Consider the following 23,381-nt stretch of genomic DNA (forward strand, 5'->3'; position numbering starts at 1 on the left):
GCATGGATCCAAGAGTATTAGTGACAGCAGAGGATTTCTCTGTAGGCGACGAATACGGCTACTTGGCTCAAGGTACAGCTGCCGGAGCGATTGTGGCGTTCGTAGGTAAAGTTCGCGACATGAACCTCGGCGATAACGTGATTGGTTTGTCTCTTGAGCACTACCCGGGTATGACAGAAAAGTCGTTGAGCGAGATCTGTGATCAAGCTGAAGCGCGCTGGCCTATCCAGAAGATGCGAGTGATTCACCGAGTTGGTGACTTAGATATCGGTGACCAGATTGTTTACGTTGGTGTATCAAGTGCGCACCGAGGTGCTGCCTTTGAAGCTTGTGAGTTTGTTATGGACTTCCTGAAAACCAAAGCGCCGTTTTGGAAAAAAGAACGTACCACCGAGGCGACTCGTTGGGTCGATTCTCGCGATTCAGATGCAAAAGCAGCAGAGCGCTGGGAGAAGTAATTTCTCTTAAAGTGATGTTGCTTCAACATTTACTCATTTATATATGAGACAGTCAAAAGCCGACCACTTAGGTCGGTTTTTTTGTACCCGCCACCAATTAATTTATAAACATCCAGCGCTTCAATAAATTGTTAATCACTGCTGTTGCATATAAATTCAACCATCAGTTTTGTCTGAATTAGTGCATCGAATTTTCCGTTTTGGTGCAGTGCATTATGCTGTTTTGTATAAAGTGATAACCCTCACAAATAGTGGAGTCTATTTAGGGGATATGTGATGTGCAATTAGATTTCATGTGGCATTAATGTTAATTTGCTGGCGGTGTTCTAGCATAAGATGCTAAAAAAAAGTATCAATACAGATACATCAACACTAAAGGCTGTTTTTTAATTAATCCTTATGTGTAACTCACTATTCATTAGGTTTTTATTAGAGATTTACACTATTACCTTAAGTAATTCGGAGAATTATCCGATTTTTTGCGACTTGTTTATGGCAAATTACTTCAATGGTTGATAGTGTGTGCCTCAATCTTTGTAAGGTTTTAGATTTTTATGCTTAAATTTTGAGCTAAATAAATCTAAATCACTGCCGTTCAGTGAACCTAGCAAAGAAGTCATGGATGCAATACGGAAAACTTGGAGTTTATTAAATGTACAAGAATAAAATCACTCAGTCCCTTCTTCTAGGTGCTGGTTTGGCAGTGGCTGCCACGTCTACTCTTTCTATCGCTGCTGAAGTTCCAGCAGGTACAGAATTAGCAAAAGTTCAAGAACTTGTTCGCGGTAACGGTACTGAAGTTGCGACTATCGACCCACACAAATCTCAAGGTGTACCAGAATCTCACGTAATTCGTGATCTTCTAGAAGGTCTAGTGAACCAAGACGGCGACGGTAATACTATCCCTGGTGTTGCTGAAAGCTGGGAAACGACAGACAACAAAACATTCACTTTCCACCTACGTAAAGATGCAAAATGGTCTAACGGCGATCCTGTAACAGCTGAAGATTTCGTATACAGCTGGCAACGTGCAGTCGATCCTGCAACGGCTTCTCCATACGCTTGGTACATGGAATATACCAAGATGGCGAATGCGAAGGACATCGTAGCGGGCAAGAAAGACAAGAGCGAGCTAGGCGTTAAAGCTGTAGATGCAAACACTCTTGTTGTTGAATTAGAAACAGCGGTACCATACTTCGTAATGATGATGGGCCACACAACAATGAAGCCAGTACACCAAGCGACTGTTGAAAAATACGGCGATCAGTGGACTAAGCCTGAAAACTTTGTTGGCAACGGAGCATTCTCTGTTGATAAATGGGTTGTTAATGAGCGTTTAGTTCTAAAACGTAACGACCAATACTGGAACAACGATAAGACGGTTCTAAACAAAGTAACCTTCTTGCCAATCGAAAACCAAGTAGCGGAAATGAACCGCTTCCTATCTGGTGAAATCGACTTCACAAACGAACTTCCAACTGAGCACTTCAAGCGCCTTCAAAAAGAATACGCGGAAGATGTATCTGTAGCGGGTAACCTATGTACTTACTACTACATCTTCAACACGAAGAAAGCACCATTTGATGATGTTCGAGTTCGTCAAGCAATCTCTTACGCAATCGACCGTGATATCGTAACAGGTGCGATCCTAGCGCAAGGTCAAAAACCTGCGTATTTCCTAACGCCTGAAATCACAGCTGGCTTCTGATCCTGAGCTACCTGCTTACGGCAAGATGTCTCAGAAAGAGCGTAACGCTGAAGCGGAACGTCTTCTTGAAGAAGCGGGCTACGGTAAAGACAACCCACTTAAATTCAACCTACTTTACAACACTTCAGAGAACCACAAGAAGATTGCTGTAGCGCTAGGTTCTATGTGGAAGAAAACACTGGGTCTTTCTGTAACACTTGAGAACCAAGAGTGGAAAACGTACCTATCTTCTAAAGATTCTGGTGACTTCGAAGTAGCACGTGCTGGTTGGTGTGGTGACTACAATGAAGCGTCTTCGTTCCTAACGCTAATGAAGAGTAACAACACTACCGGTGGTGTTCACTACGACAGCGCGGCTTACGACCAGATCATCGATAAAGCACTTAACTCAACTTCAGAAGAAGAGCGTAAAGCACTTTACCTAGAAGCTGAGGCGCTAATGGCAAACGACATGCCAATCGCTCCTATCTACCAATACGTTAAATCTCGTCTACTTAACCCGCATGTTGGTGGTTTCCCAATCAACAACGCGGAAGACAAGATCTTCTCGAAAGACCTATACATCAAAGCTCAATAATAAGCTTCGATTCTAAAAAGTTAATATAACTATAACGATACAGGCACTACATGCGCAGGGCGCGCATGTAGCGTCTTTCTAATTTTAATTGTCACAGACTGAAAGAGTGAGTTTATGCTTAAATTCATTATGAAAAGGATATTTGAAGCGATTCCAACCATGTTGGTGTTGATCACTATATCTTTCTTTCTCATGCGTTTCGCACCGGGTAACCCGTTTTCAAGCGAACGTCCATTACCGCCAGAAGTTATGGCTAACATCGAAGCTAAATATGGCTTAGATAAACCAGTATTTGAACAATACACCACGTATTTGACAAATATCTTACAAGGTGACTTCGGTCCCTCGTTTAAATACCAAGATTACACAGTAAATGAGCTGATCGCGGTTGCACTTCCAGTATCTGCGAAGGTAGGTTTCGTTGCCTTTATCTTCACACTATTGATGGGGGTCACCGTCGGGACGATTGCTGCCTTGAAGCACAATACCTGGGTCGACTACACCATAATGTCGACCGCCATGCTCGGGGTGGTGATGCCATCCTTCGTGTTGGCACCGGCGCTTATTTACCTTTTCTCCCTGCACTGGAACATATTCCCAGCAGGTGGCTGGCATGGCGGTACATTCATGTACATCGTGCTGCCTGTTATCGCGATGTCTCTTCTTTACGTAGCAACCTTTGCTCGTATTACTCGCGGTAGCATGATTGAAACGCTAAACAGTAACTTTATCCGAACTGCACGTGCAAAAGGTCTAAGCTACCGTTATATCATTCTAAAACATGCACTTAAGCCAGCAATGCTGCCTGTTGTTTCTTACATGGGGCCTGCGTTCGTAGGTATCATCACAGGATCAGTTGTGGTTGAAACCATCTTCGGCCTACCAGGTATCGGTAAGCTGTTTGTTAACGCCGCGTTTAACCGTGACTACTCGCTAGTAATGGGTGTAACCATCTTGATTGGTTTCCTATTCATCTTGTTCAACGCAATCGTTGATATTTTGCTAGCGCTGATTGACCCGAAAATTCGCTACTAACAGGGACTGGTTATGTTGAAGAAAAAGAAAATTTAGAAGCGATCGAAAAGTTCTCTGAGAGTTTAGAGATTGAAGGTCGTAGTTTGTGGCAGGATGCACGCATTCGTTTCATGCGTAACAAAGCTGCGATGGTCAGCCTGTTCATCCTTACTATTATGGTACTGGCAGTTATCTTCTTACCGATGCTAGCTCAGTACACTTATGATGATACTGACTGGTACGCAATGCACGTGGGTCCAAACGCGGATCATTGGTTTGGTACTGATAGTTTAGGCCGTGACTTGTACGTTCGTACGCTTATCGGTGGCCGTATCTCACTAATGGTTGGTGTGATGGGTGCATTCGTAGCGGTACTTATTGGTACGCTTTACGGTGCAGCTTCTGGCTTCATCGGTGGTCGTACTGACCGAGTGATGATGCGTATCCTAGAGATCTTGTACGCGGTTCCATTCATGTTCCTAGTTATTGTTCTAGTAACATTCTTTGGTCGTAACATCATCCTTATCTTCGTTGCTATTGGTGCGATTGCTTGGCTCGATATGGCGCGTATTGTACGTGGTCAAACGCTGAGCTTACGTAGTAAAGAGTTCATTGAAGCAGCACACGTATGTGGTGTGAGCAAATGGAAGATCATTACACGTCACATCGTACCAAACGTACTGGGTATCGTAGCGGTTTACTCTACGCTGCTTATTCCAAGCATGATCCTTACAGAATCATTCTTATCTTTCCTTGGTCTTGGTGTTCAAGAGCCTATGACAAGCTGGGGCGCATTGCTTCAAGAAGGTTCGCAAACAATGGAAGTTGCAATTTGGCAACTAACATTCCCTGCGGCATTCATGGTAGTTACGCTGTTCTGCTTTAACTACGTAGGTGATGGTCTGCGCGACGCGCTTGATCCAAAAGACAGATAAAGAAATAGCAATTAAAAGCTATAAAAGATTAAGGAAGCAATAATGAGCTTATTAGATGTCAAAGATCTGCGCGTCGAATTTACCACGCAAGATGGTATCGTAACCGCAGTAAACGATCTGAACTTCTCACTCAACCAAGGCGAAACGCTGGGTATCGTGGGTGAGTCAGGTTCAGGTAAATCACAAACTGTATTCTCTATCATGGGTCTGCTGGCTAAGAACGGCATCATCTCGGGTAGCGCGAAGTTTGAAGGTAAAGAGATTCTTAACCTTCCAGAGAAAGAGCTGAACAAAGTTCGTGCTGAACAGATCGCGATGATCTTCCAAGATCCGATGACATCATTGAACCCTTACATGAAAGTAAGTGATCAGTTGATGGAAGTACTTATGCTGCACAAAGGCATGGGTAAAGCAGAGGCGTTTGAAGAATCAGTACGCATGCTTGAAGCGGTTAAAATCCCTGAAGCACGTAAGCGTATCACCATGTACCCACACGAATTTTCTGGCGGTATGCGTCAGCGTGTGATGATCGCAATGGCACTATTGTGTCGTCCTAAATTGCTTATCGCTGATGAACCAACAACCGCTTTGGATGTAACTATTCAAGCGCAAATCATGGAATTGCTGAACGAATTGAAAGATGAGTTCAACACGGCAATCATCATGATCACCCACGATTTGGGTGTGGTTGCAGGTTCATGTGACAAGGTACTTGTGATGTACGCTGGTCGTACAATGGAGTACGGCACGGTTGATGAAATCTTCTACGAGCCAAGCCACCCATACGCAGAAGGCCTACTGAAAGCGATCCCTCGTTTGGATACAGAAGGTGAAATTCTACCGACTATTCCAGGTAATCCACCAAACTTACTTCGCCTGCCAACAGGCTGTCCTTACCAAGACCGTTGTCATCGTGTAATGGACCGTTGTAAGCAAGAAGCACCTATTTTGACGCCATTTGGTAATGACCGTCAGCGTGCTTGTTTTTCTGACTGGGAGACTTGGACAAAATGAGTGTAGATAAGCAGTTATTATTAGATATTAAAGACCTGAAAGTTCACTTTAGCATCGCAGCTAAATCAGCGTGGCCTTGGGCAAAACCGTCAAACCTGAAAGCCGTTGATGGCGTTGATATTCACCTTTACGAAGGGGAAACGCTGGGTGTAGTAGGTGAGTCTGGTTGTGGTAAATCGACATTTGCTCGTGCAATCATTGGTTTGGTTGAAGCGACAGACGGCGAAGTCATGTGGTTAGGCCAAGACCTAACTAAAATGCAGGAAGTGCAGCGTCGTGAAACTCGTAAAGAGATTCAGATGATCTTCCAAGATCCACTGGCATCGCTTAACCCGCGTATGTCTGTTGGTGACATCATTGCCGAGCCTCTAGAGACTTTTTACCCAGAACTTTCTAAACAGGAAGTGAAGGACCGAGTTAAAGAGATGATGGCAAAGGTTGGTCTACTACCAAACGTAATCAACCGTTACCCACACGAGTTCTCTGGTGGTCAGTGTCAGCGTATCGGTATCGCACGTGCTCTTATCTTAAAACCTAAGATGATCATCTGTGATGAACCTGTTTCGGCATTGGATGTATCTATCCAAGCTCAAGTAGTTAACCTTTTGAAGGAATTACAAAAAGAGTTAGGTTTGTCTTTGGTATTCATCGCACACGATTTGTCGGTTGTTAAACACATTTCTGACCGCGTGTTGGTGATGTACTTGGGCAACGCGGTAGAACTTGGCGAATCAGATGCATTGTTCTCTGATCCTAAGCACCCATACACCAAAGCGTTGATGTCTGCAGTTCCAATTCCAGACCCACGCTTAGAGCGCAGCAAAACCATTCAGATGCTGGAAGGTGATCTACCGTCACCAATCAACCCGCCATCAGGTTGTGTGTTCCGTACTCGTTGCCCGCAAGCAACAGAGGCGTGTGCGCAAACTAAGCCAACGATTCAAGGCGATGACGTTCACGCAGTATCTTGCTTGCACGTACAAGTCTAGAGCCTATTTAAAACGGTTCAGCCTGTGACAGGCTTAAGCGCGACTAGTTATTAGAGTCGCGCTTTTTTTGTCTTAGGCTTATTGGTTCGCTCAACAAGCTTCATCAAAATATTCGAACAACTAAGCCAACTTCTTGTAGTTTTGAAAAAGTTGGCTTTTTTTATACTAGAGAAAAGTTAGCATCACAGAGGTTTGGATATGGGCAAGTTAGTTGAAGGTGTTTGGCACGATGTGTGGTACGACACCAAAGAAAGCGGTGGTAAGTTCGTTCGTGAGGATGCGGGCTTTCGCAACTGGGTTGAAAATAAAGCCGGAGCGCAATTTGAGCCAGAAAGTGGTCGTTACCACCTATACGTATCGTTAGCTTGTCCGTGGGCGCATCGCACGCTGATCTTCCGTGAACTGAAAGACCTAACCGATCACATCGATGTGACAGTAGTTTGCCCTGATATGATGAGTGAAGGGTGGCAAATGGGTTTGCCTGAGCCTCTGTTCGGTCACACTCGCATGCACCAAATCTACACCCAAGCCAAACCGGACTATTCAGGTCGAGTCACGGTTCCTGTTTTATGGGATAAGAAAACCAACACCATCGTGAGCAATGAGTCGTCTGAAATCATCCGCATGTTCAATTCAGAATTTAATGAGTTAACAGGTAACACCGATGATTACTACCCATGGGAATTGGCGAGCAAGATTGACGAATGGAACGACTACATCTATCCGAACATCAATAACGGCGTTTATCGTACCGGCTTTGCGACAACACAAGAGGCTTATGAAGAAGCGTATGACGCGTTATTTGAAGCGTTAGACAAAGTGAATGCCCATCTTAGCGAGCACCGTTATCTGGCAGGTAATGAGATTACAGAGGCGGATTGGCGGTTGTTTACCACTTTGGTCCGATTCGATGCAGTGTATGTGGGTCACTTCAAGTGTAACAAGCAGCGAATTGCGGACTATGAAAATATCCAGGGTTACCTAAAAGAGCTGTATCAGATCGAAGGCATCAAAGAAACGACCGACTTTTATCATATTAAGCGTCACTACTATTACAGCCACGCAGGTATTAATCCAACTCAAGTTGTCCCTGTTGGGCCTAACTTGGATTTAGATTCCCCGCATAGACGTGATGAGTTAAGCTAATATCACTTGATTTCTTCCATTTGATTTCGCTTGATATAGTGCTTTATCAGTTTGTTGAAGCGCTGTATCAACGCTATGTTCAGAAAGAGATAAAGGAACTAACCCTCCACTAATCGTCACGTTTAGTGAGTGTTCGTTGTCGTAAATTATGTTCTTTTCAATAGATTTACGAATCATCTCACTGAAGTGAAAAGCACTGTCTGCATCTGATGCTTCAAATACAATACAAAACTCCTCACCACCAACACGATACAGTTTATCCGAGCCTGCTGTTTCTTGAATCACCTCACATGTAGACTTGAGAACCGTATCTCCACAACTATGTCCGTAACTATCGTTTATTTTTTTAAAGTGATCTAAGTCGAAATGGAACAAATAGAGGTTATGTAGGTGGGCTAACTCATGGCTCGCGTCGTGTAATAGGCACAGTCGATTTTTGGCCTCGGTTAGGGAGTCCGTGAGTGCTAGAGTTTGGAGGTTATGTTGAACCCGTTCTCTTACTTCTTCATAAGCAAATGAAATGATCCATACCGTTATATAAGGCAGAGAAAAATTAAGAAACGCAAAAGGATTTGTTTGGACGTGGTTTTGATTCACGACAGTTAAGCATGTAACCAGAACTGCCAAGGTTAAAAGGGAGCCAACATAGCGATTGAAAAAAAGGTGATACAAAAGTGGTAAACAGAATGTCCACAAAATAAGAGCAGAGGACACCTTTGTAACGGTCAATCCATACATGATGATAAATGTAAAAAATGCAGCGATGCTTGGGTAGTGCCAACTTCTAATTATATTTTTCTTACTTTCAACAAGTACATAAAAGCAGAACAGTGAGAAAATCAATTCAATAGCTGCGAAAGTATGCGCACCTATATAAAGGTAATTAAGGCCTGCTAAGCCAAGAGAGATAACACCGAGTGTCACGCACGCAACGGTAAGAACTTGATTTTTTTGGGCACTGATAGATGGCAGCATAATTTACATGATGAGTCATTAGTCGCTAAATACTAGCAACTAAATTTAAAGAAATCTCTAATATACGTATTTTTAGTAGATGATATTAGTTAAGTGGTATAGGTCTAATTTGAAAAAATAGATAAGTACAAATAAAAAACCCTCGCGAGTGGCGAGGGTTTTGCATAGTAGAAACAGCAATTAGTTAATTACTTTTTCTTCAGCTTGAGCGGCTTGGTCTGCTTGGATAGCCGTTAGAGCTACTGTGTAAACGATGTCGTCTACTAGAGCGCCACGAGACAAGTCATTTACTGGCTTGCGCATACCTTGAAGCATTGGACCGATAGATACTAGATCTGCTGAACGCTGTACAGCTTTGTAAGTCGTGTTACCCGTGTTTAGGTCTGGGAATACGAATACAGTCGCTTTACCAGCTACTGGAGAGTTTGGTGCTTTAGAAGCAGCAACGTTTTCCATGATAGCAGCATCGTACTGTAGAGGACCGTCGATCACTAGATCAGGACGTTTCTCTTGAGCAAGCTTCGTTGCTTCACGTACTTTATCTACGTCTGCACCCTTACCAGATTCACCTGTAGAGTAAGAGATCATAGCAACGCGTGGGTCGATACCGAATGCCGCAGCAGAATCTGCAGATTGGATAGCGATTTCAGCAAGCTGTTCAGCTGTTGGATCTGGGTTGATCGCACAGTCACCGTATACAAGAACTTGATCAGGCAGAAGCATGAAGAAGATTGAAGATACGATAGAAGCATCAGGAGCAGTCTTGATGATCTGGAACGGAGGAACGATAGTGTTCGCCGTAGTGTGAACAGCACCAGAAACTAGGCCGTCAACTTCGCCAGCTTCAAGCATCATAGTACCGAGGAATACAGAATCTTCTAGCTTCTCACGAGCTACAACTTCAGTCATACCTTTAGCGCCACGAAGTTCTACTAGACGAGCTACGTAGTTTTCGCGAACTAATGCAGAATCGATGATCTCAACGCCAGCGCCAAGCTCAACACCTTGCTGTGCAGCAACACGACGGATTTCTTCTGGGTTACCTAGAAGTACACACGTTGCGATACCGCGCTCAGCACAGATAGCCGCAGCTTTAACTGTACGTGGCTCATCACCTTCAGGAAGTACGATGCGCTTAGCTGCTTTACGAGCAAATTCAGTTAGCTGGTAACGGAATGCTGGTGGGCTTAGACGACGGATACCTTGAGTACCTTCAGATAGAGAATCAATCCAAGGGCCGTCAATGTGGCTTGCAACGTGATCGTTAACGAACTCGATACGCTCTTTATCGTCTGCAGGAACTTCTAGGTTGAAGCTCTGTAGGTTAAGAGACGTCTGCCAAGTGTTACCTTGAGCCTTGAAGATCGGTAGACCTGAAGCGAATGCTGGTGCACAAAGGTTAGCAATGCTTTCTGGAATGTCGTAACCGCCAGTAAGTAGGATTGCGCCAATCTCAACACCGTTTTTCGCAGCAAGAGCCGCAGCAACGATAACGTCAGGACGGTCTGCAGAAGTTACTAGCAGTGAACCTGGTTTGAAGTGCTCAATCATGTGCGGTAGAGAACGTGCACAGAAAGTGATGCTCTTAATACGACGAGTTGCGATTTCACCTTCGTTGATGATTTCAGCGTTAAGGTGTTTAGCCATATCAACCGCACGAGTTGCGATTAGGTCGATGCTCCATGGCACACAGCCAAGAACACGGATAGGGCTAGAGTTGAAGATTTGCATTACTTCAAGGTTCGCTTGCTGAGCTGTATCTGCATCGTCGAAGATTTCAGATAGGTCAGGGCGAGTACGGCCAGCTTCATCAACAGGAGCGTTAAGCTTGTTGATGATTACGCCTTTGATGTTCTTGTTCTTAGTACCGCCGAAGTTAGAACATGCTACTTCGATACGCTCTTTAAGTTGCGTAGGGTTGTCAGTACCAGGAGTCGCAACGAATACGATCTCCGCGCCAAGTGTCTTCGCGATTTCCGCGTTTACTTGGTTAGCAAATGGGTGCTTACGAGTAGGTACTAGACCTTCGATTAGCGTTACTTCTGCGTCTTTGTTGATCTTGTTGTATTGCTCAACAACAGACTCAAGAAGTACGTCCATTTTTTCGCTACCGATCAAAGCTTCAGCTTTAGTCATTGCGATTGGTTCACCAATCTTAATGTCGCTGTTTACGCTGATAATAGTAGACGTTAGATCCGGTTGATCACCACCGCTGCGAGGTTGAGCGATTGGCTTGTAGAAAGAAACACTTACGCCCTTACGCTCCATAGCGCGAAGAACACCCATGCTAACACTAGTAAGACCAACACCAGCGCTTGTAGGGATAAGCATAATAGTACGTGACATTGACGAACACCTTTGACTATTGGAAATAAAAAAAGCTCAACTGCTATTCCTACCGATATTTAAATTGGGGTAGGAATAGAAGTTGAGCCCCATTTTCTTGATATGAAAAACTGACTAGCTTCGAGTGAAGCTAGTCAGGAAAATCAATTAAAGACCTGCTAGTTTCGCAGTGTCTTCAGCAATTACTAGCTCTTCGTTAGTAGAGATAACCATTGCTGGGATACGGCTGTTAGCTGTAGTGATAGTACCTTCGCCGCCGAAACGAGCTTTAAGGTTAGCTTCACCGTCAACTTCGATGCCGAAGATGCCTAGGCGGTTAAGAACCATTTCACGGATTGGGCCAGAGTTCTCGCCGATGCCGCCAGTGAAAGTGATTGCGTCTAGACGACCTTCTAGAGTTGCAGTGTAACCAGCTACGTACTTAGCTAGACGGTGACAGAACACGTCCATTGCACGAGTTGCTTCTTCTTTCTCACCGTAGTTGTCTTCAACGAAACGACAGTCAGAAGTCACTTCAGTTAGACCAGCAAGACCAGACTCTTTAGTTAGCATGTTGTTGATTTCTTCAACAGAGTAACCAAGAGCGTCGTGTAGGTGGAAGATGATCGCAGGATCTAGGTCACCACAACGAGTACCCATTACAAGACCTTCAAGAGGAGTAAGACCCATAGAAGTATCTACAGATTGACCGTTCTTGATAGCACATACAGAAGCGCCGTTACCTAGGTGACAGTTGATGATGTTAACTTCTTCAACTGGCTTGTTTAGTAGGCCTGCAACTTCACGAGTGATGAATAGGTGAGAAGTACCGTGCATGCCGTAACGACGGATGCCGTGCTCTTTGTACAGGTTGTACGGTAGAGCGTATAGGTAAGACTCAGAAGGCATTGTTTGGTGGAACGCAGTGTCAAATACAGCAACGTTTTGTAGACCAGGGAAGTTCTGTTGAGCTGCTTCGATACCGATAAGGTGAGCTGGGTTGTGAAGAGGTGCGAAAGTCGCAGCATCTTGAATACCCTTAAGAACTTCATCAGTGATAAGTGCAGAAGAAGTGAACTGCTCGCCACCGTGTACGATACGGTGACCGATAGCGCCAAGGTTAGCTTTAAGCTCAGGCTTAGAAGCAAGAATAGTTTCTACCATGAAAGATAGTGCTTCTACGTGAGCTGCGCCCGCGCCTAGTTGTGCTTCATGCTTGCCATCAAGTTTCCACTTCATACGAGCTTCTGGAAGACCTAGACACTCAGCAAGACCAGTTAGGTGCTCTGCACCTGTTTCTGCATCAACAACAGCGAATTTAAGAGAAGAACTACCACAGTTTAAAACTAAAACTAGCTTAGACATTAATGACTACCTGTTTATTTTTCTGATCGAAATCAGTTAAGGATGAAAATTAATCTCAAGAATAGTCGAAGCACATAGGCTTGCGTACTAACCTTGGTCAAAAAAACGTTAATTTCCGTATAAAGTGAAAGCGCTCTTTATCAAAAAGAGGCTTGTGCATTCCTTGCAGAAGTCTTCCCAAAGTTGCTTAAATTGTAAATAAGGGCAACAATGAGATTGAGGTCTGCAAATAATAGCGATATTGTGCAAATATAACAAAAAAATTTGAAAGAATATTATTTTTCGTCAAATTTTTGTGTTTTTAGTTGATGGTTTCAACTTTTTTTAATGGGAGACTCATATGAGCAATAGAGTTGGTTTAGCTAGTAGTTTAAAAGATGGCCAAAAGTACATGGATCTCTGGCCCGTCCGAAAAGAGTTAAACGCGATCTTCCCAGAACAGCGCATTATTAAAGCGACGCGTTTTGGCGTGAAAGTGATGCCTGCTATTGCCGCTATTAGTGTTCTTACACAAATGGTCTTTAATAATTACCAAGCGATGCCACAGGCTGTGGTTATGGCTTTGTTTGCAATCAGCTTGCCGCTTCAAGGCATGTGGTGGTTGGGCAATCGCTCAAATACACAACTTCCGCCGGCGCTAGTATCTTGGTACCGTGAATTGCATGAAAAGATCACTGAAACGGGTTTTGCGTTAGAACCGATGAAGTCGCGCCCTCGTTATAAGGAATTGGCGATTATCTTGAATCGCGCATTCCGTCAGTTAGACAAATCTTCAATGGAACGTTGGTTCTAAGAAAACCTCACGGCTCTCTATCGTCTGAGAACAGCTATATTTAGTTGATGGCATGTTCTCAGATTCGTTCCCATCACACTTTTTGTTTATCTTACTCTTTGCTGTTCGTTTCATTTGCCTCTTGTTATTCACTTCATTTCTTACCTACGGATTCAACCCAACCAGCCTTTTGACGCATAATTCGAGCTTTGTTGTGTTTTTGTTAAATATCACTTCAAGTCATCAAAACTTACTGGTAATAATATCAATAGTGAATTTAATGTTGTGTTCTCTCTAGATCGAGCAATAACAACGAGCGCTTGATGAAGGGAGTATTATGGGTTCTGTAAGAAGAGTATTAACGGCTGCGTTGAGTGGTTGTCTGTTGATGTGGGCTAGTAGCGTGGCAGCAAATATTGCCAAGGTATCGGTTTCACAAGTTGTCGATCATCCAGATTTGAATGCAACGCGCTTAGGGCTTCTTGAAGGATTAAGAGCTAAAGGCTTTGAACCCGGTAAGAACTTAGAATTTTCCTATGAAATGGCTGATGGCAACCCGGCTCAGGCAGCAAAGATTGCCAGAGATTTGGTCAGTGAAAACCCACATGTACTCGTTGGTATCGCAACACCGACTTCTCAAGCTTTGGTTTCAGCAACTCGCTCGATACCAATTGTGTTTACCGCAGTAACTGACCCCGTCGGTGCAAGGCTTGTCAAACAGTTAGATAAGCCGGGCCGAAATGTCACGGGTCTTTCTGATCTCTCGCCAATCGTCCAACATGTATCTTTGATCAAAGAGCTTCTTCCTGAGGCTAGTTCAATCGGTGTCGTTTATAACCCTGCCGAAGCGAATGCCGTTGCGTTAGTTGGGTTATTGAGAAAGGCGACCCGAGACTTCGGGTATACACTTCATACTGAAAAAGTGCTGACTATCGATGATGTAGAAGCAAAAACCGAATCCGTCGCGAAGAAATCTGATGTTATCTATGCGTTGACCGACAATACGGTTGCTAGCGGTATGGAGGGGCTGATAGACGCTGCAAACCAAGCTGGCACACCTGTGGTTGCAGGAGCGACGTCTTATGTGGGCAAGGGGGCGATTGCTGGTTTAGGCCTAGATTATTATGATGTTGGGATTCAAACTGCGGATTATGTGGCTGCAATTCTTAACGGACAGAAGCCAGGGAAGTTGAGTGTCAAAACTGCGCAGAGTTCTCAGCTGGTGGTGAACCTAGATGCTGCTCGTAAGCTTGGCGTGACTGTACCTCAGTCTGTGATCGATCGTGCGATAGTTAGTCGTTGATATAACAATTCTAAATTAGATCTCCCTATAAAAAACGAGCAATTCATTTGTTCATTTTGAGAGATATCGACTTACTGAAAACAAAGTGGATCTACAAAACGTGATCTACTTTAACGGATGTTATTTTTCTCATTGTGGTCAATGAAATTTTTCATATCTTAAGCAAATTGAACATTGCTCGAGAAACGCTATGAAACCATTTATCTTTCATGCCCAAACTTCTGATTACTTCCATGAAAAAGATGGCGTATTAACCGTAACAATAATGTCTGAACGTGATGACTGGAATAGAGTTCTCTTGAGGCATGAGCCGGATAACGAAGAGTATCTGCTTGATATGATCAAAGTCGGTACTGAAGGTCGCTTGACGGTGTGGCAAGTCTCTTTTCCAGTTAATTCAGACAGAGACATTACTCATTATGTATTCAAGTTAGTCGACTCAAACGGACAGCACTGGCTTGATGCTAGGGGTATACATAGTCGCGTTCCTAGCCGTGAGTTTCATTTCAAGTTTAATGCCCATCACCGACCACCATCATGGGTGTCGGAGCAGGTCTTCTACCAAATCTTCCCAGAACGTTTTTGTAACGGTAACCCGAGTATCAGTGTTAAAGCTGGGGAATATCGCTTAAAAGAAAACACCTTAGATGTCGTGGTGAAAGAGTGGGGTGACTCTGTTGAAGGACATAATGGAACGGGTGCTGCGGAGTTTTTCGGTGGCGATCTCGCAGGCATTCATAGCAAGTTAGATTATCTACAAGACCTAGGTATCACCGCTCTGTATCTCAATCCAATTTTTCAGTCCCCTAGTAATCATAAATATGATACGACGGATTACTACAACATCGACTCGCATTTCGGAACCAATGACGAGTTCGCTGCACTTTCAAATGACATCCACAAACGTGATATGAGAATCGTTCTGGATGCTGTGTTTAATCACACCTCTGTCGAGCACCCTTGGTTCGATAAGCTGAAAGTGACAGGAGCGGGTGCCTATGACCACCCAGGCTCGGCATTTCACGACTACTATTTTTTCGCCCCTGACAACCCTCAACAATATGTCGGTTGGAAAGGGATTAGTTCTCTTCCTGTCTTAAACTTTTCCAACGCTTCCGTGCGAGATTACATATACCAGTCACAAGACTCTGTGATAAAGCACTGGTTGAAAGCACCTTATAATGTCGATGGGTGGCGCTTCGATGTGATTCACATGTTAGGCGAGGGTGAGGGCGCTTATAACAATGCGCATTATGTGGAAGCATTTCGAAATTCAGCAAAAGCAGAGAATTCGGAAGCCTACATATTAGGAGAGCACTTCTTCGAGGCTACATCGTGGTTACAGGGGGCACAAGAAGACGGATCGATGAACTATTATGGTTTTGCTCACCCAGTACGTGCGCTATTGGCTAAGCAAGACATCGCGTACGAGCCGATTGAAATTGATATGTTAGATTTCTCTGATTGGTTAGCTGAAGCGAGGGCGAAGGTTCCATGGCTGAATCAGCTATCACAGTTAAATCAACTGGACAGTCATGATACGGCTCGACTACTGACGCTACTGGGTGGCGACCAGGCTAAACAAAAGTTGGCGCTGACTTTACTGTTTACCTATGTCGGAACCCCGTGTCTATACTACGGGACAGAAGTGGGAGTGGAAGGCGGGCAAGACCCGGATAACCGAAGATGCTTCCCTTGGGGAAAGGAACACTCTTCGGCTTGGTTTCCATTCCATCAAGCGTTGATAAAACTAAGAACAGAACGTCACAGCTTACAAAGTGGCTCCTACTTAGAGTTATATTGTGATACTGAGACTTTAGTGTTTACGCGCTGTCTTAAGGGCGAAAAGACACTGGTTGTGCTGAACTTATCCCAAGATGAAAAGCTGTTGTCTTTGCCTGTGTGGATGCTTGGACAAGAGCAAGGTGAGCTGGTCGCTTTGCTTGGTCGAATAGAACGTGTTTTGATCTGTAACGGTACCGCAGATATTGTTATTCCAGCGATGCAGTCGATGATTTTTGACGTCGTCAATAAACTGGATTAAATCACTCAAGACTAGTCCTGCTTAGTCTGGGCTAGTTTTTTAAAGTTTTGAGTGAATGGGAAAGATCGATTCATATCAATTTACACTCTTTTACCTCGTGGGAAATGACAATTAATGTAATAATATTAATGGGGTAAATGAAAATAGCTGAGCGCTAAGAGCAAATTATATGAAAGTAAATAGGCACTTTAGCCTTACCTTTATCTTCGGGTTTCCCGCGGTGATCGCGACGATGCTGCTTGGCTTAATCGGAAAGAACCATTTTGATTCGGTTAAAAAAGACATCGACAGCGAGTTCCATCGTATCGAAGAGGTGTTCAAAAGAACCACAAAAGTGGTGACTGCTCTAGATTACAGTTTCTCCAACTACTACAAATCCGGAAACCCTCTCTTTCTCGATCACAACAAACAAGTTGTGGATGGGCTTTGCCAAATCTGGCCTATTGATGTACTACTCCTCGCGGACGGTAAAACTTCAGACATTCCTTCTGTCGATATCGACTATATGCTGGTCGGCCAAGAATCCCTTTGTTCCGAAACCAGTGATAGCTACAAGAGCGCCTCAGAAAAGATAGCTCTAGCTCCTATTCTTTCATTTTTATCTCAGCTTGATGAATACCACGACGGCGTGCACTTTATTGATACGAGTGGCTATGTGATCTCTTCGCCGGAAGATTTTGCCAAAGGACTCAGTAAAGAGCTGCTCTCGACTATAAAGAGTCGTCCTTACTGGCAGAAAACTGCCAACAACCCTGACCAGCTCACGCTCTCTGGCCCTGGTTATCGCTTTGATTCCCTTGACCGCATGATCAGTATGACCATCCCTGTATTCCATAAAGGGGTTCACCAAGGGATGCTGTCGGTAGATATTAATGCTGGCAGGTTGCTTGAGAATTCTAATGGGCATCTGGCTGGTCGGATAGATATTATCGATACTACTCGCTCTGCGCCGATTGATAGTGCGGCTTTCTACCATGAGATTAACCTAGAAGGTGTCGCATCCCATCATGCCATGTATTACGAATTGGATTTTGCCAAAGAAGTGGAGCACTTTTTTCTCTACGAGAAAGACAGCCTTATTGTTGCCATCATCGTGTATCTATTCTCTGTAACTATTTTCTTTTACGTCAATTCCAATATAGAACGAGGTTACTTCAAAGATCTTGCAGCCAAAGACCCTATGACAGGTTTATTGAATCGCCGCGGGTTAGAAGCATTCTGGCGTAATGTAGAGCACGATCAACTGTTTGCCTTAACTGTATTTGATATCGATGATTTTAAGTTAATTAACGACACCTACGGCCACGACAAGGGTGATGATGTGATTCGTTATATGTCACGTCAGATAAGTAACAGTGTACGAAGCAGTGATGTTGCAGCACGGTTTGGCGGAGAAGAGTTCGTTGTTTACCTGAAAGGTGATGACCGTGATACGATGATTAGAACGTTACAGCGCGTGAAAGCTGCAGTTTGCAATAAATCATCAGATATCGTCCCAAATGGTTTTACGATTTCTGGAGGCGTCTGCATTGTGGAGACAAAGCAGAGTAAACTTAATTTCGATGAGATATTTAAGTACGCTGATGAAAAGCTGTACGTGGCTAAGACGGCGGGTAAAGACCGTCTCGAATTTTAGCCACACTGTTGAATCGTTAAGCGCCTCATCTTAAACAGGTTGGCGGCGTTCTTCTTGATAACGTTGAAGACGCTCTACAATCGGTGGCGCTTTCTTGAAAGTACGAATTTCTTTAAACAGTTCGTTCGCTTCAGGGTAGCCTTTACTTAAATAAACAAACCACTGCTTCACTCTATTGGGGTAGTACATACCTTTGTCCCCTTTAATTTGAAACTCTGAATAGCGCAGCAAAAGTTCAATGACTTTATCCCACGGCATTTTCTGGTGGTTGTGCTTAACGACGTTACCAAGGTTTGGAATATTGAAAGCACCGCGGCAGACCATCAATGAATCGACGCCTGTTGCTTCAATGCAATCTTGACCATCTTGATAGTTCCAGATTTCCCCATTAGCAATCAACGGTAGAGAAGTTTTTTCTCTTATTTGATTGATGTAATCCCATTTGATTTCGCTGGCTTTATAGCCGCCAACTTTGGTTCTTGCATGCACGGTGAGTTCGTCAGCTTTTGCTTGCTCGATAGCGTCGACAATTTCAAAGCACTCTTCCGGGTGCTCCCAACCTAATCGGATTTTTGCGGACACGGGAATATGTGCAGGTACCGCTTCTCGACAAGACTTCACCACTTGATAGATGAGTTCTGGCTCTTTAAGCAGTGACGCACCACCATTACTTTTGTTGACCGCCTTTGCTGGGCAACCAAAATTAAGATCAATGCCTTTAGCGCCTAAGCTAGCAGCTTGAAAGGCATTTTCGGCCATCCAATTTGGATGTTGCCCTAAAAGCTGGAGATGGATGGGCACACCAGCCATGGTCTGAGAGCCTTGATGCAGCTCAGGGCAAATACGGTGGAACACATGTGGAGGAAGAAGTTGATCAACGACGCGCACAAATTCTGTTACACAGAGATCGTAATCATTAATCTCTGTGAGAATTTCACGCATTAGATGGTCTAGAACGCCCTCCATAGGGCCAAGTATTACGCGCATGTTGCTTTACCTAAAATGAGTGGCCCGAAACTGAGTGAACCGAAAAATTCGAGGCGTGATTGTACGGCGTGTTAGTTAGATTGTCACTAAGGAGCGGTGTTCGCCATTTCTCGAGTTACTCTTATTTCTCCGGTAATTGGTGAATAATAGAGAATGGGTAAACGTTCAGAGCTTGTAAAGCTTGGAGTGTAGTAGTAATAGCATTCGGGTGTTCCAGTATACCAACTAACAATGGCTTCATCAGAAGGCAAAATAAAGCCAGTATCGTATTGAGAACGAGCGACCAAATCAGAATCAATCAAAGAGTTCCAAAGTGCCACACATTGGTCACCGCTAACTTGTGGAGTCTCAGCTGGCGGAGTATCAAGAACTGAGATTGGAAACCCAGTTTCTGACGGATATACATCACCTTCACCATAATTCACCACTTGATCAAAAGTAGGCTCACCATCGACAAGCCATTGCGAGTGATACATATCGATACTATTTCTAAATGCTGAAAACGCACCTTGCGCCAATGCTTCATGAGCATCCCGCTGAACACCAAGAAAACGAGGCGCAGCGGTTACCGCTAATACACCCAAAATAACGACTACCACAATAAGTTCGAGTAATGTAAAACCTTGGGACTTTGATTTCATGATGAATACGCCTGTATGTAACTGAATGTTTCAGTGGGCGTTTTACACCCAATATTCTGATTATCAAAGCGAAATAAGTAAAATGTCGATGATATTTGAATAGCAATGGTTTGCGTAAGTTTGTTTGCGAGAAAACAGAGGAAAGTGGTTGGCGACATCTTGGTGAGTATGGCGTTATAATATCGAAAATGCCCAATATCCAGAGCTTTCATGACATATCAATTATTAAGCCTACCAGAATCAATCACAGATATTACTCCGCAGTTTATGGAAGGTGCAATCCTTGCGTCTAACTTAGCGACAAAGCCACTCGATCCTGAAGAATGGATTGCTATCGTAGCGCCCGAAGCGGGTAAAGAGCTGGTAACAACGGTTACAGAACAGATTAACCGTCAGCACAACCTGATTCAGCGTAATGAATATTTACTGACAGACGTCTTGGCTGAAGGTGACTTTAACGAGCAGTTCGCCGATTTTTCTGAAGGCTTCATGATGGTTTGGCCAACAGTGGAAGAGCAGTGGCAGAGCGTGACCGTTGCGGATGGCACTTTGCGAATGTTGCAAGCGCTCCTAACAACGTTGATGTTGGCGATTGATGAAGAACAAACTCAACAACAAATGATCGCTGCAGGGCTTACTAACCCACCATCGCTTGCCGATTTAGTGGGTCAAGTCGATCTGATGATTTCAGAAGTGGCTATGGCAGCGGATGAAGCGATGCTGGGCAATAAATCCCAGAGCGTGAACCCGTTTAAAGATATTGGTCGAAACGACCTGTGCCCTTGTGAGAGTGGTAAGAAGTTTAAACAATGCTGCGGTAAAAACAGCTAACCTCGGATTGTTGAGTAACTTAGCTTGAGTGAATAACAGACTTTCTTTAAGTGCCCAAAATTTAAGTAATAAAAAAGTCGACCTTTGGGTCGACTTTTTTGTTTTTGAAGATGATGAGCTAATTGTTAGTCATTCTTTGATTTAACGAATTGAGAAATCACTACAAAACCGAAAGCAACTAAGTTACCCGCGAAGATAATCACAAGCCATTGTGGCATCGAAAGTTCTAAGAACTGCCACACAACCTTGCTGCAGTCGCCGTAAGCCTCAAACATCCACGGAGCCCATTGGTTTAAAGGTGCCCAGCTTGGGAAAGTCACGAACAGATCACAAGTCGCAAAAGGAGACGGATTAAACTGGTAGTCAACATGTTCTAAAGCCAGCGTTAAACCTTTGTATGCGCCAAATCCCCAGCCAGCAAGGCCTAACCAACGTGATATTGGGTTATGAGGGGAGATAGCACCAATGATTGCAGCAACACCGATAGCAAGCATCGCAACGCGTTCATAGATGCACATTACGCAAGGGCCAAGCATCATCACGTGTTGGAAGAAGAGAGCGCATGCCTCAAAAAAGACAATAAAAGCCAGCAGTAAAAGCCAAGATAAACGTCCCTTAGAGAAGTCTTTAAGCATTGCAAAAAAGTTCACGAATTTAATCCCGTCTATAAAATAAAAAAGCCCTGATTACTCAGAGCTTTTTATCTTGGATAAGTTTCCTAATCAACTAATATTTTTGATTAGTTAGTTATAGTTATTGTGGTTTGCGACACAGTGTTTAGCTTAGTGACCACCAGAGATAACTGGAGCGACGACTTCACCAGTGCGTTGAATGATCCAACCAGCATCGTAGAACCATGCTGTCATTGGCTCTACGAAGAACACAATGCCTGCTAGGCCAACCAGTGCCAATACGATGGTGTATGGCAGCGCCATGATAACCATGCGACCGTAAGACAATCGAATTAACGGAGCAAGTGCTGATGTTAATAGGAATAGGAATGCAGCTTGGCCATTTGGTGTAGCAACAGAAGGTAGGTTAGTACCAGTGTTGATAGCAACAGCAAGTAGGTCAAACTGGTCACGAGTGATAATGCCTTCAACCAGTGCAGTTTTCACTTCGTTGATGTAAACCGTACCTACGAATACGTTATCTGAAACCATCGACAAGATACCGTTGGCAACATAGAAGAGTGCGAGCTGTGCGCCTTTATCTTCAACGTGAAGTACAGCATCGATTACTGGCTTAAATAGAGCTTGGTCGATGATTACAGCAACAACCGCGAAAAAGACGGCAAGAAGTGCGGTAAATGGCAGTGCTTCTTCAAAGGCTTTACCCATTGAGTGCTCTTCGATAACGCCAGTAAATGCCGTTGCCAAGATGATCACTGAAAGGCCAATCAAACCTACTTCAGCGACGTGAAGCGCAAGGCCAACAATCAGCCAAACTGCGATTGCACTCTGAACCCATAGTTTTGCTACGTCTTGCTTTGTACGGTTTGCACGTTCTTTGTTGTCAAACTCAACTAAGATTTGGCGAACATTCGTTGGCAGTTCTGCACCGTAACCAAACACTTTGAATTTTTCGACAAGTGCGCAAGTTAGAATACCGCAGAAGAAAACAGGCAGTGTTACTGGCAGCATACGGATGATAAATTCACCGAACTCCCAACCCGCTTGCTTAGCAATTACTAAGTTTTGTGGTTCACCTACCATGGTCATTACGCCACCCAGTGCAGTACCAACACCGGCGTGCATAAGTAGTGAGCGTAGGAAAGCACGGTAGTTTTCTAGGTCATCACGAGTTAGCTCAGAGATCTCTTCATCATGAGTATGATCGTGCGCAGATGTTGTGCCTTTGCCCGATGCAACTTTGTGGTAGATAGAGTAGAAGCCTACCGCAACGCTAATAACTACAGCGATTACTGTCAGCGCATCTAGGAAGGCAGACAAAAACGCTGCAGCGACACAGAAAGCGACAGAGAGTAAGATTTTTGATTGGATGCCGAGCAGGATCTTCGTGAAAATGAACAGAAGTAGTTCTTTCATGAAGTAGATACCAGCAACCATGAATACAAGTAAGAGTAATACTGGAAGGTTTGCTTGTAGCTCGTGATAAACCATTTCTGGTTTGGTCATGCCAATGGCGACGGCTTGAATTGCCAATAAGCCACCCGGTTGAAGAGGGTAGCACTTTAGAGCCATAGCTAGAGTGAAAATAAACTCAACCACCAACAGCCAGCCCGCAACAAATGGGTCAACTAGGAAGAAAACAAACGGGTTGATGATTAAAAAGGAAATGATGGCAAGTTTATACCAATCAGGAGCTTTACCAAGGAAGTTCTTGATAAAAGCGTTTCCGAGAGACATCGGCATGTTAATACTCTTTTATGTTGATTATGAATAGACAAGCAATACAACATTTTGAGAATCGAGCTATAGAAATTGTTAAAAACTATAACTAACAGTGACTTAGAAAAACTACATTCCATGTAATGTTCTGTGGTCTTGCCAAGTCACTCCCTTAGAAACTCAAGCACTGCTTATTTTTGAGCGCAACTCTACTCTTAGATAACATTTAGTCAACAGGAAAAGCCCTGTAGCCCTAAAAATACCTCTTTTTTGTTGAGAAACGCGATCAAAGTAGCGCAAGCATACCACT

General features: G+C 43.9%; 18 protein-coding genes and 1 pseudogene. 12 read left to right on the forward strand and 7 right to left on the reverse strand.

Going from position 1 to position 23,381, the window contains the following annotated elements; translation table 11 throughout:
* Positions 1-2: 2 nt before the first annotated feature.
* The 7 genes and pseudogenes from moaE to AB8613_RS13815 all read left to right on the forward strand — a co-directional run bounded on the left by moaE (position 3) and on the right by AB8613_RS13815 (position 7,841).
* Positions 3-458, forward strand: a complete 456-nt coding sequence (gene moaE, locus AB8613_RS13785) for a molybdopterin synthase catalytic subunit MoaE (RefSeq protein WP_372383970.1) — start codon at positions 3-5, stop codon at positions 456-458.
* Positions 459-1,110: 652 nt separating this feature from the next.
* Positions 1,111-2,743, forward strand: a pseudogene (locus tag AB8613_RS13790) (ABC transporter substrate-binding protein).
* Between the two features lie 114 nt (positions 2,744-2,857).
* On the forward strand, positions 2,858-3,778 hold the full coding sequence (oppB, locus tag AB8613_RS13795) for an oligopeptide ABC transporter permease OppB (RefSeq protein ID WP_017062174.1): 921 nt from the start codon (positions 2,858-2,860) through the stop codon (positions 3,776-3,778).
* Between the two features lie 41 nt (positions 3,779-3,819).
* Positions 3,820-4,692 (forward strand): oligopeptide ABC transporter permease OppC, encoded by an 873-nt coding sequence (gene oppC / locus AB8613_RS13800; protein WP_372384824.1) that lies wholly within the window; start codon positions 3,820-3,822, stop codon positions 4,690-4,692.
* Between the two features lie 42 nt (positions 4,693-4,734).
* Positions 4,735-5,706, forward strand: coding sequence for an ABC transporter ATP-binding protein (locus AB8613_RS13805; protein WP_048659733.1), 972 nt, complete (start codon positions 4,735-4,737; stop codon positions 5,704-5,706).
* On the forward strand, positions 5,703-6,695 hold the full coding sequence (gene oppF, locus AB8613_RS13810) for a murein tripeptide/oligopeptide ABC transporter ATP binding protein OppF (RefSeq protein WP_017632507.1): 993 nt from the start codon (positions 5,703-5,705) through the stop codon (positions 6,693-6,695). Before AB8613_RS13805 ends, oppF begins: the two co-directional genes overlap by 4 nt.
* Positions 6,696-6,893: 198 nt before the next feature.
* Entirely contained in the window at positions 6,894-7,841 is a 948-nt protein-coding gene (locus AB8613_RS13815) for a glutathione S-transferase family protein (RefSeq protein WP_146492237.1), read from the forward strand.
* Here the strand turns inward: AB8613_RS13815 and AB8613_RS13820 are convergent.
* The 3 genes from AB8613_RS13820 to AB8613_RS13830 form a co-directional block, all read right to left on the reverse strand.
* Entirely contained in the window at positions 7,833-8,816 is a 984-nt protein-coding gene (locus AB8613_RS13820; protein WP_146492236.1) for a sensor domain-containing diguanylate cyclase, read from the reverse strand. The two genes, AB8613_RS13815 and AB8613_RS13820, sit on opposite strands and share 9 nt — an antisense overlap.
* A gap of 180 nt (positions 8,817-8,996) precedes the next feature.
* Positions 8,997-11,162 (reverse strand): phosphate acetyltransferase, encoded by a 2,166-nt coding sequence (gene pta / locus AB8613_RS13825; protein ID WP_372383971.1) that lies wholly within the window; start codon positions 11,160-11,162, stop codon positions 8,997-8,999.
* Positions 11,163-11,309: 147 nt separating this feature from the next.
* Positions 11,310-12,506, reverse strand: a complete 1,197-nt coding sequence (locus tag AB8613_RS13830) for an acetate kinase (RefSeq protein WP_017107306.1) — start codon at positions 12,504-12,506, stop codon at positions 11,310-11,312.
* Positions 12,507-12,846: 340 nt separating this feature from the next.
* Between AB8613_RS13830 and yfbV the strand changes: the two genes are divergently transcribed.
* The 4 genes from yfbV to AB8613_RS13850 all read left to right on the forward strand — a co-directional run bounded on the left by yfbV (position 12,847) and on the right by AB8613_RS13850 (position 18,261).
* Positions 12,847-13,299, forward strand: a complete 453-nt coding sequence (gene yfbV, locus AB8613_RS13835; protein ID WP_017099049.1) for a terminus macrodomain insulation protein YfbV — start codon at positions 12,847-12,849, stop codon at positions 13,297-13,299.
* A gap of 316 nt (positions 13,300-13,615) precedes the next feature.
* Entirely contained in the window at positions 13,616-14,581 is a 966-nt protein-coding gene (locus tag AB8613_RS13840; protein WP_372383972.1) for an ABC transporter substrate-binding protein, read from the forward strand.
* Positions 14,582-14,771: 190 nt separating this feature from the next.
* Complete coding sequence (gene malZ, locus AB8613_RS13845; protein ID WP_372383973.1) at positions 14,772-16,625, forward strand: maltodextrin glucosidase; 1,854 nt, start codon at positions 14,772-14,774, stop codon at positions 16,623-16,625.
* 169 nt (positions 16,626-16,794) lie between these two features.
* Positions 16,795-18,261 carry a GGDEF domain-containing protein gene (locus AB8613_RS13850; protein WP_285953204.1) on the forward strand — a complete coding sequence of 489 codons (1,467 nt, stop codon included), beginning with the start codon at positions 16,795-16,797 and terminating at the stop codon, positions 18,259-18,261.
* Positions 18,262-18,291: 30 nt separating this feature from the next.
* On the opposite strand, the gene dusC is transcribed toward AB8613_RS13850, so the two are convergent.
* Together dusC and AB8613_RS13860 are read right to left on the reverse strand one after the other, a co-directional pair.
* Positions 18,292-19,248: a tRNA dihydrouridine(16) synthase DusC gene (dusC, locus tag AB8613_RS13855; protein WP_048659728.1), complete on the reverse strand. Its 957-nt coding sequence runs from the start codon at positions 19,246-19,248 to the stop codon at positions 18,292-18,294.
* A gap of 86 nt (positions 19,249-19,334) precedes the next feature.
* Entirely contained in the window at positions 19,335-19,889 is a 555-nt protein-coding gene (locus AB8613_RS13860; RefSeq protein ID WP_285953205.1) for a prepilin-type N-terminal cleavage/methylation domain-containing protein, read from the reverse strand.
* Between the two features lie 210 nt (positions 19,890-20,099).
* Here AB8613_RS13860 and AB8613_RS13865 point away from each other — a divergent pair, with 210 nt between their 5' ends.
* Positions 20,100-20,720: an SEC-C metal-binding domain-containing protein gene (locus AB8613_RS13865; RefSeq protein WP_061018518.1), complete on the forward strand. Its 621-nt coding sequence runs from the start codon at positions 20,100-20,102 to the stop codon at positions 20,718-20,720.
* A gap of 125 nt (positions 20,721-20,845) precedes the next feature.
* On the opposite strand, the gene dsbB is transcribed toward AB8613_RS13865, so the two are convergent.
* Together dsbB and nhaB are read right to left on the reverse strand one after the other, a co-directional pair.
* Positions 20,846-21,355, reverse strand: a complete 510-nt coding sequence (dsbB, locus tag AB8613_RS13870; protein ID WP_285953276.1) for a disulfide bond formation protein DsbB — start codon at positions 21,353-21,355, stop codon at positions 20,846-20,848.
* Between the two features lie 147 nt (positions 21,356-21,502).
* A complete protein-coding gene (gene nhaB / locus AB8613_RS13875) occupies positions 21,503-23,095 on the reverse strand; it encodes a Na(+)/H(+) antiporter NhaB (RefSeq protein ID WP_048659726.1) in 1,593 nt (530 codons plus the stop codon).
* Positions 23,096-23,381: the final 286 nt, after the last annotated feature.

The sequence above is a fragment of the Vibrio sp. BS-M-Sm-2 genome, assembly GCF_041504345.1.
Lineage (GTDB): Bacteria > Pseudomonadota > Gammaproteobacteria > Enterobacterales > Vibrionaceae > Vibrio > Vibrio satsumensis.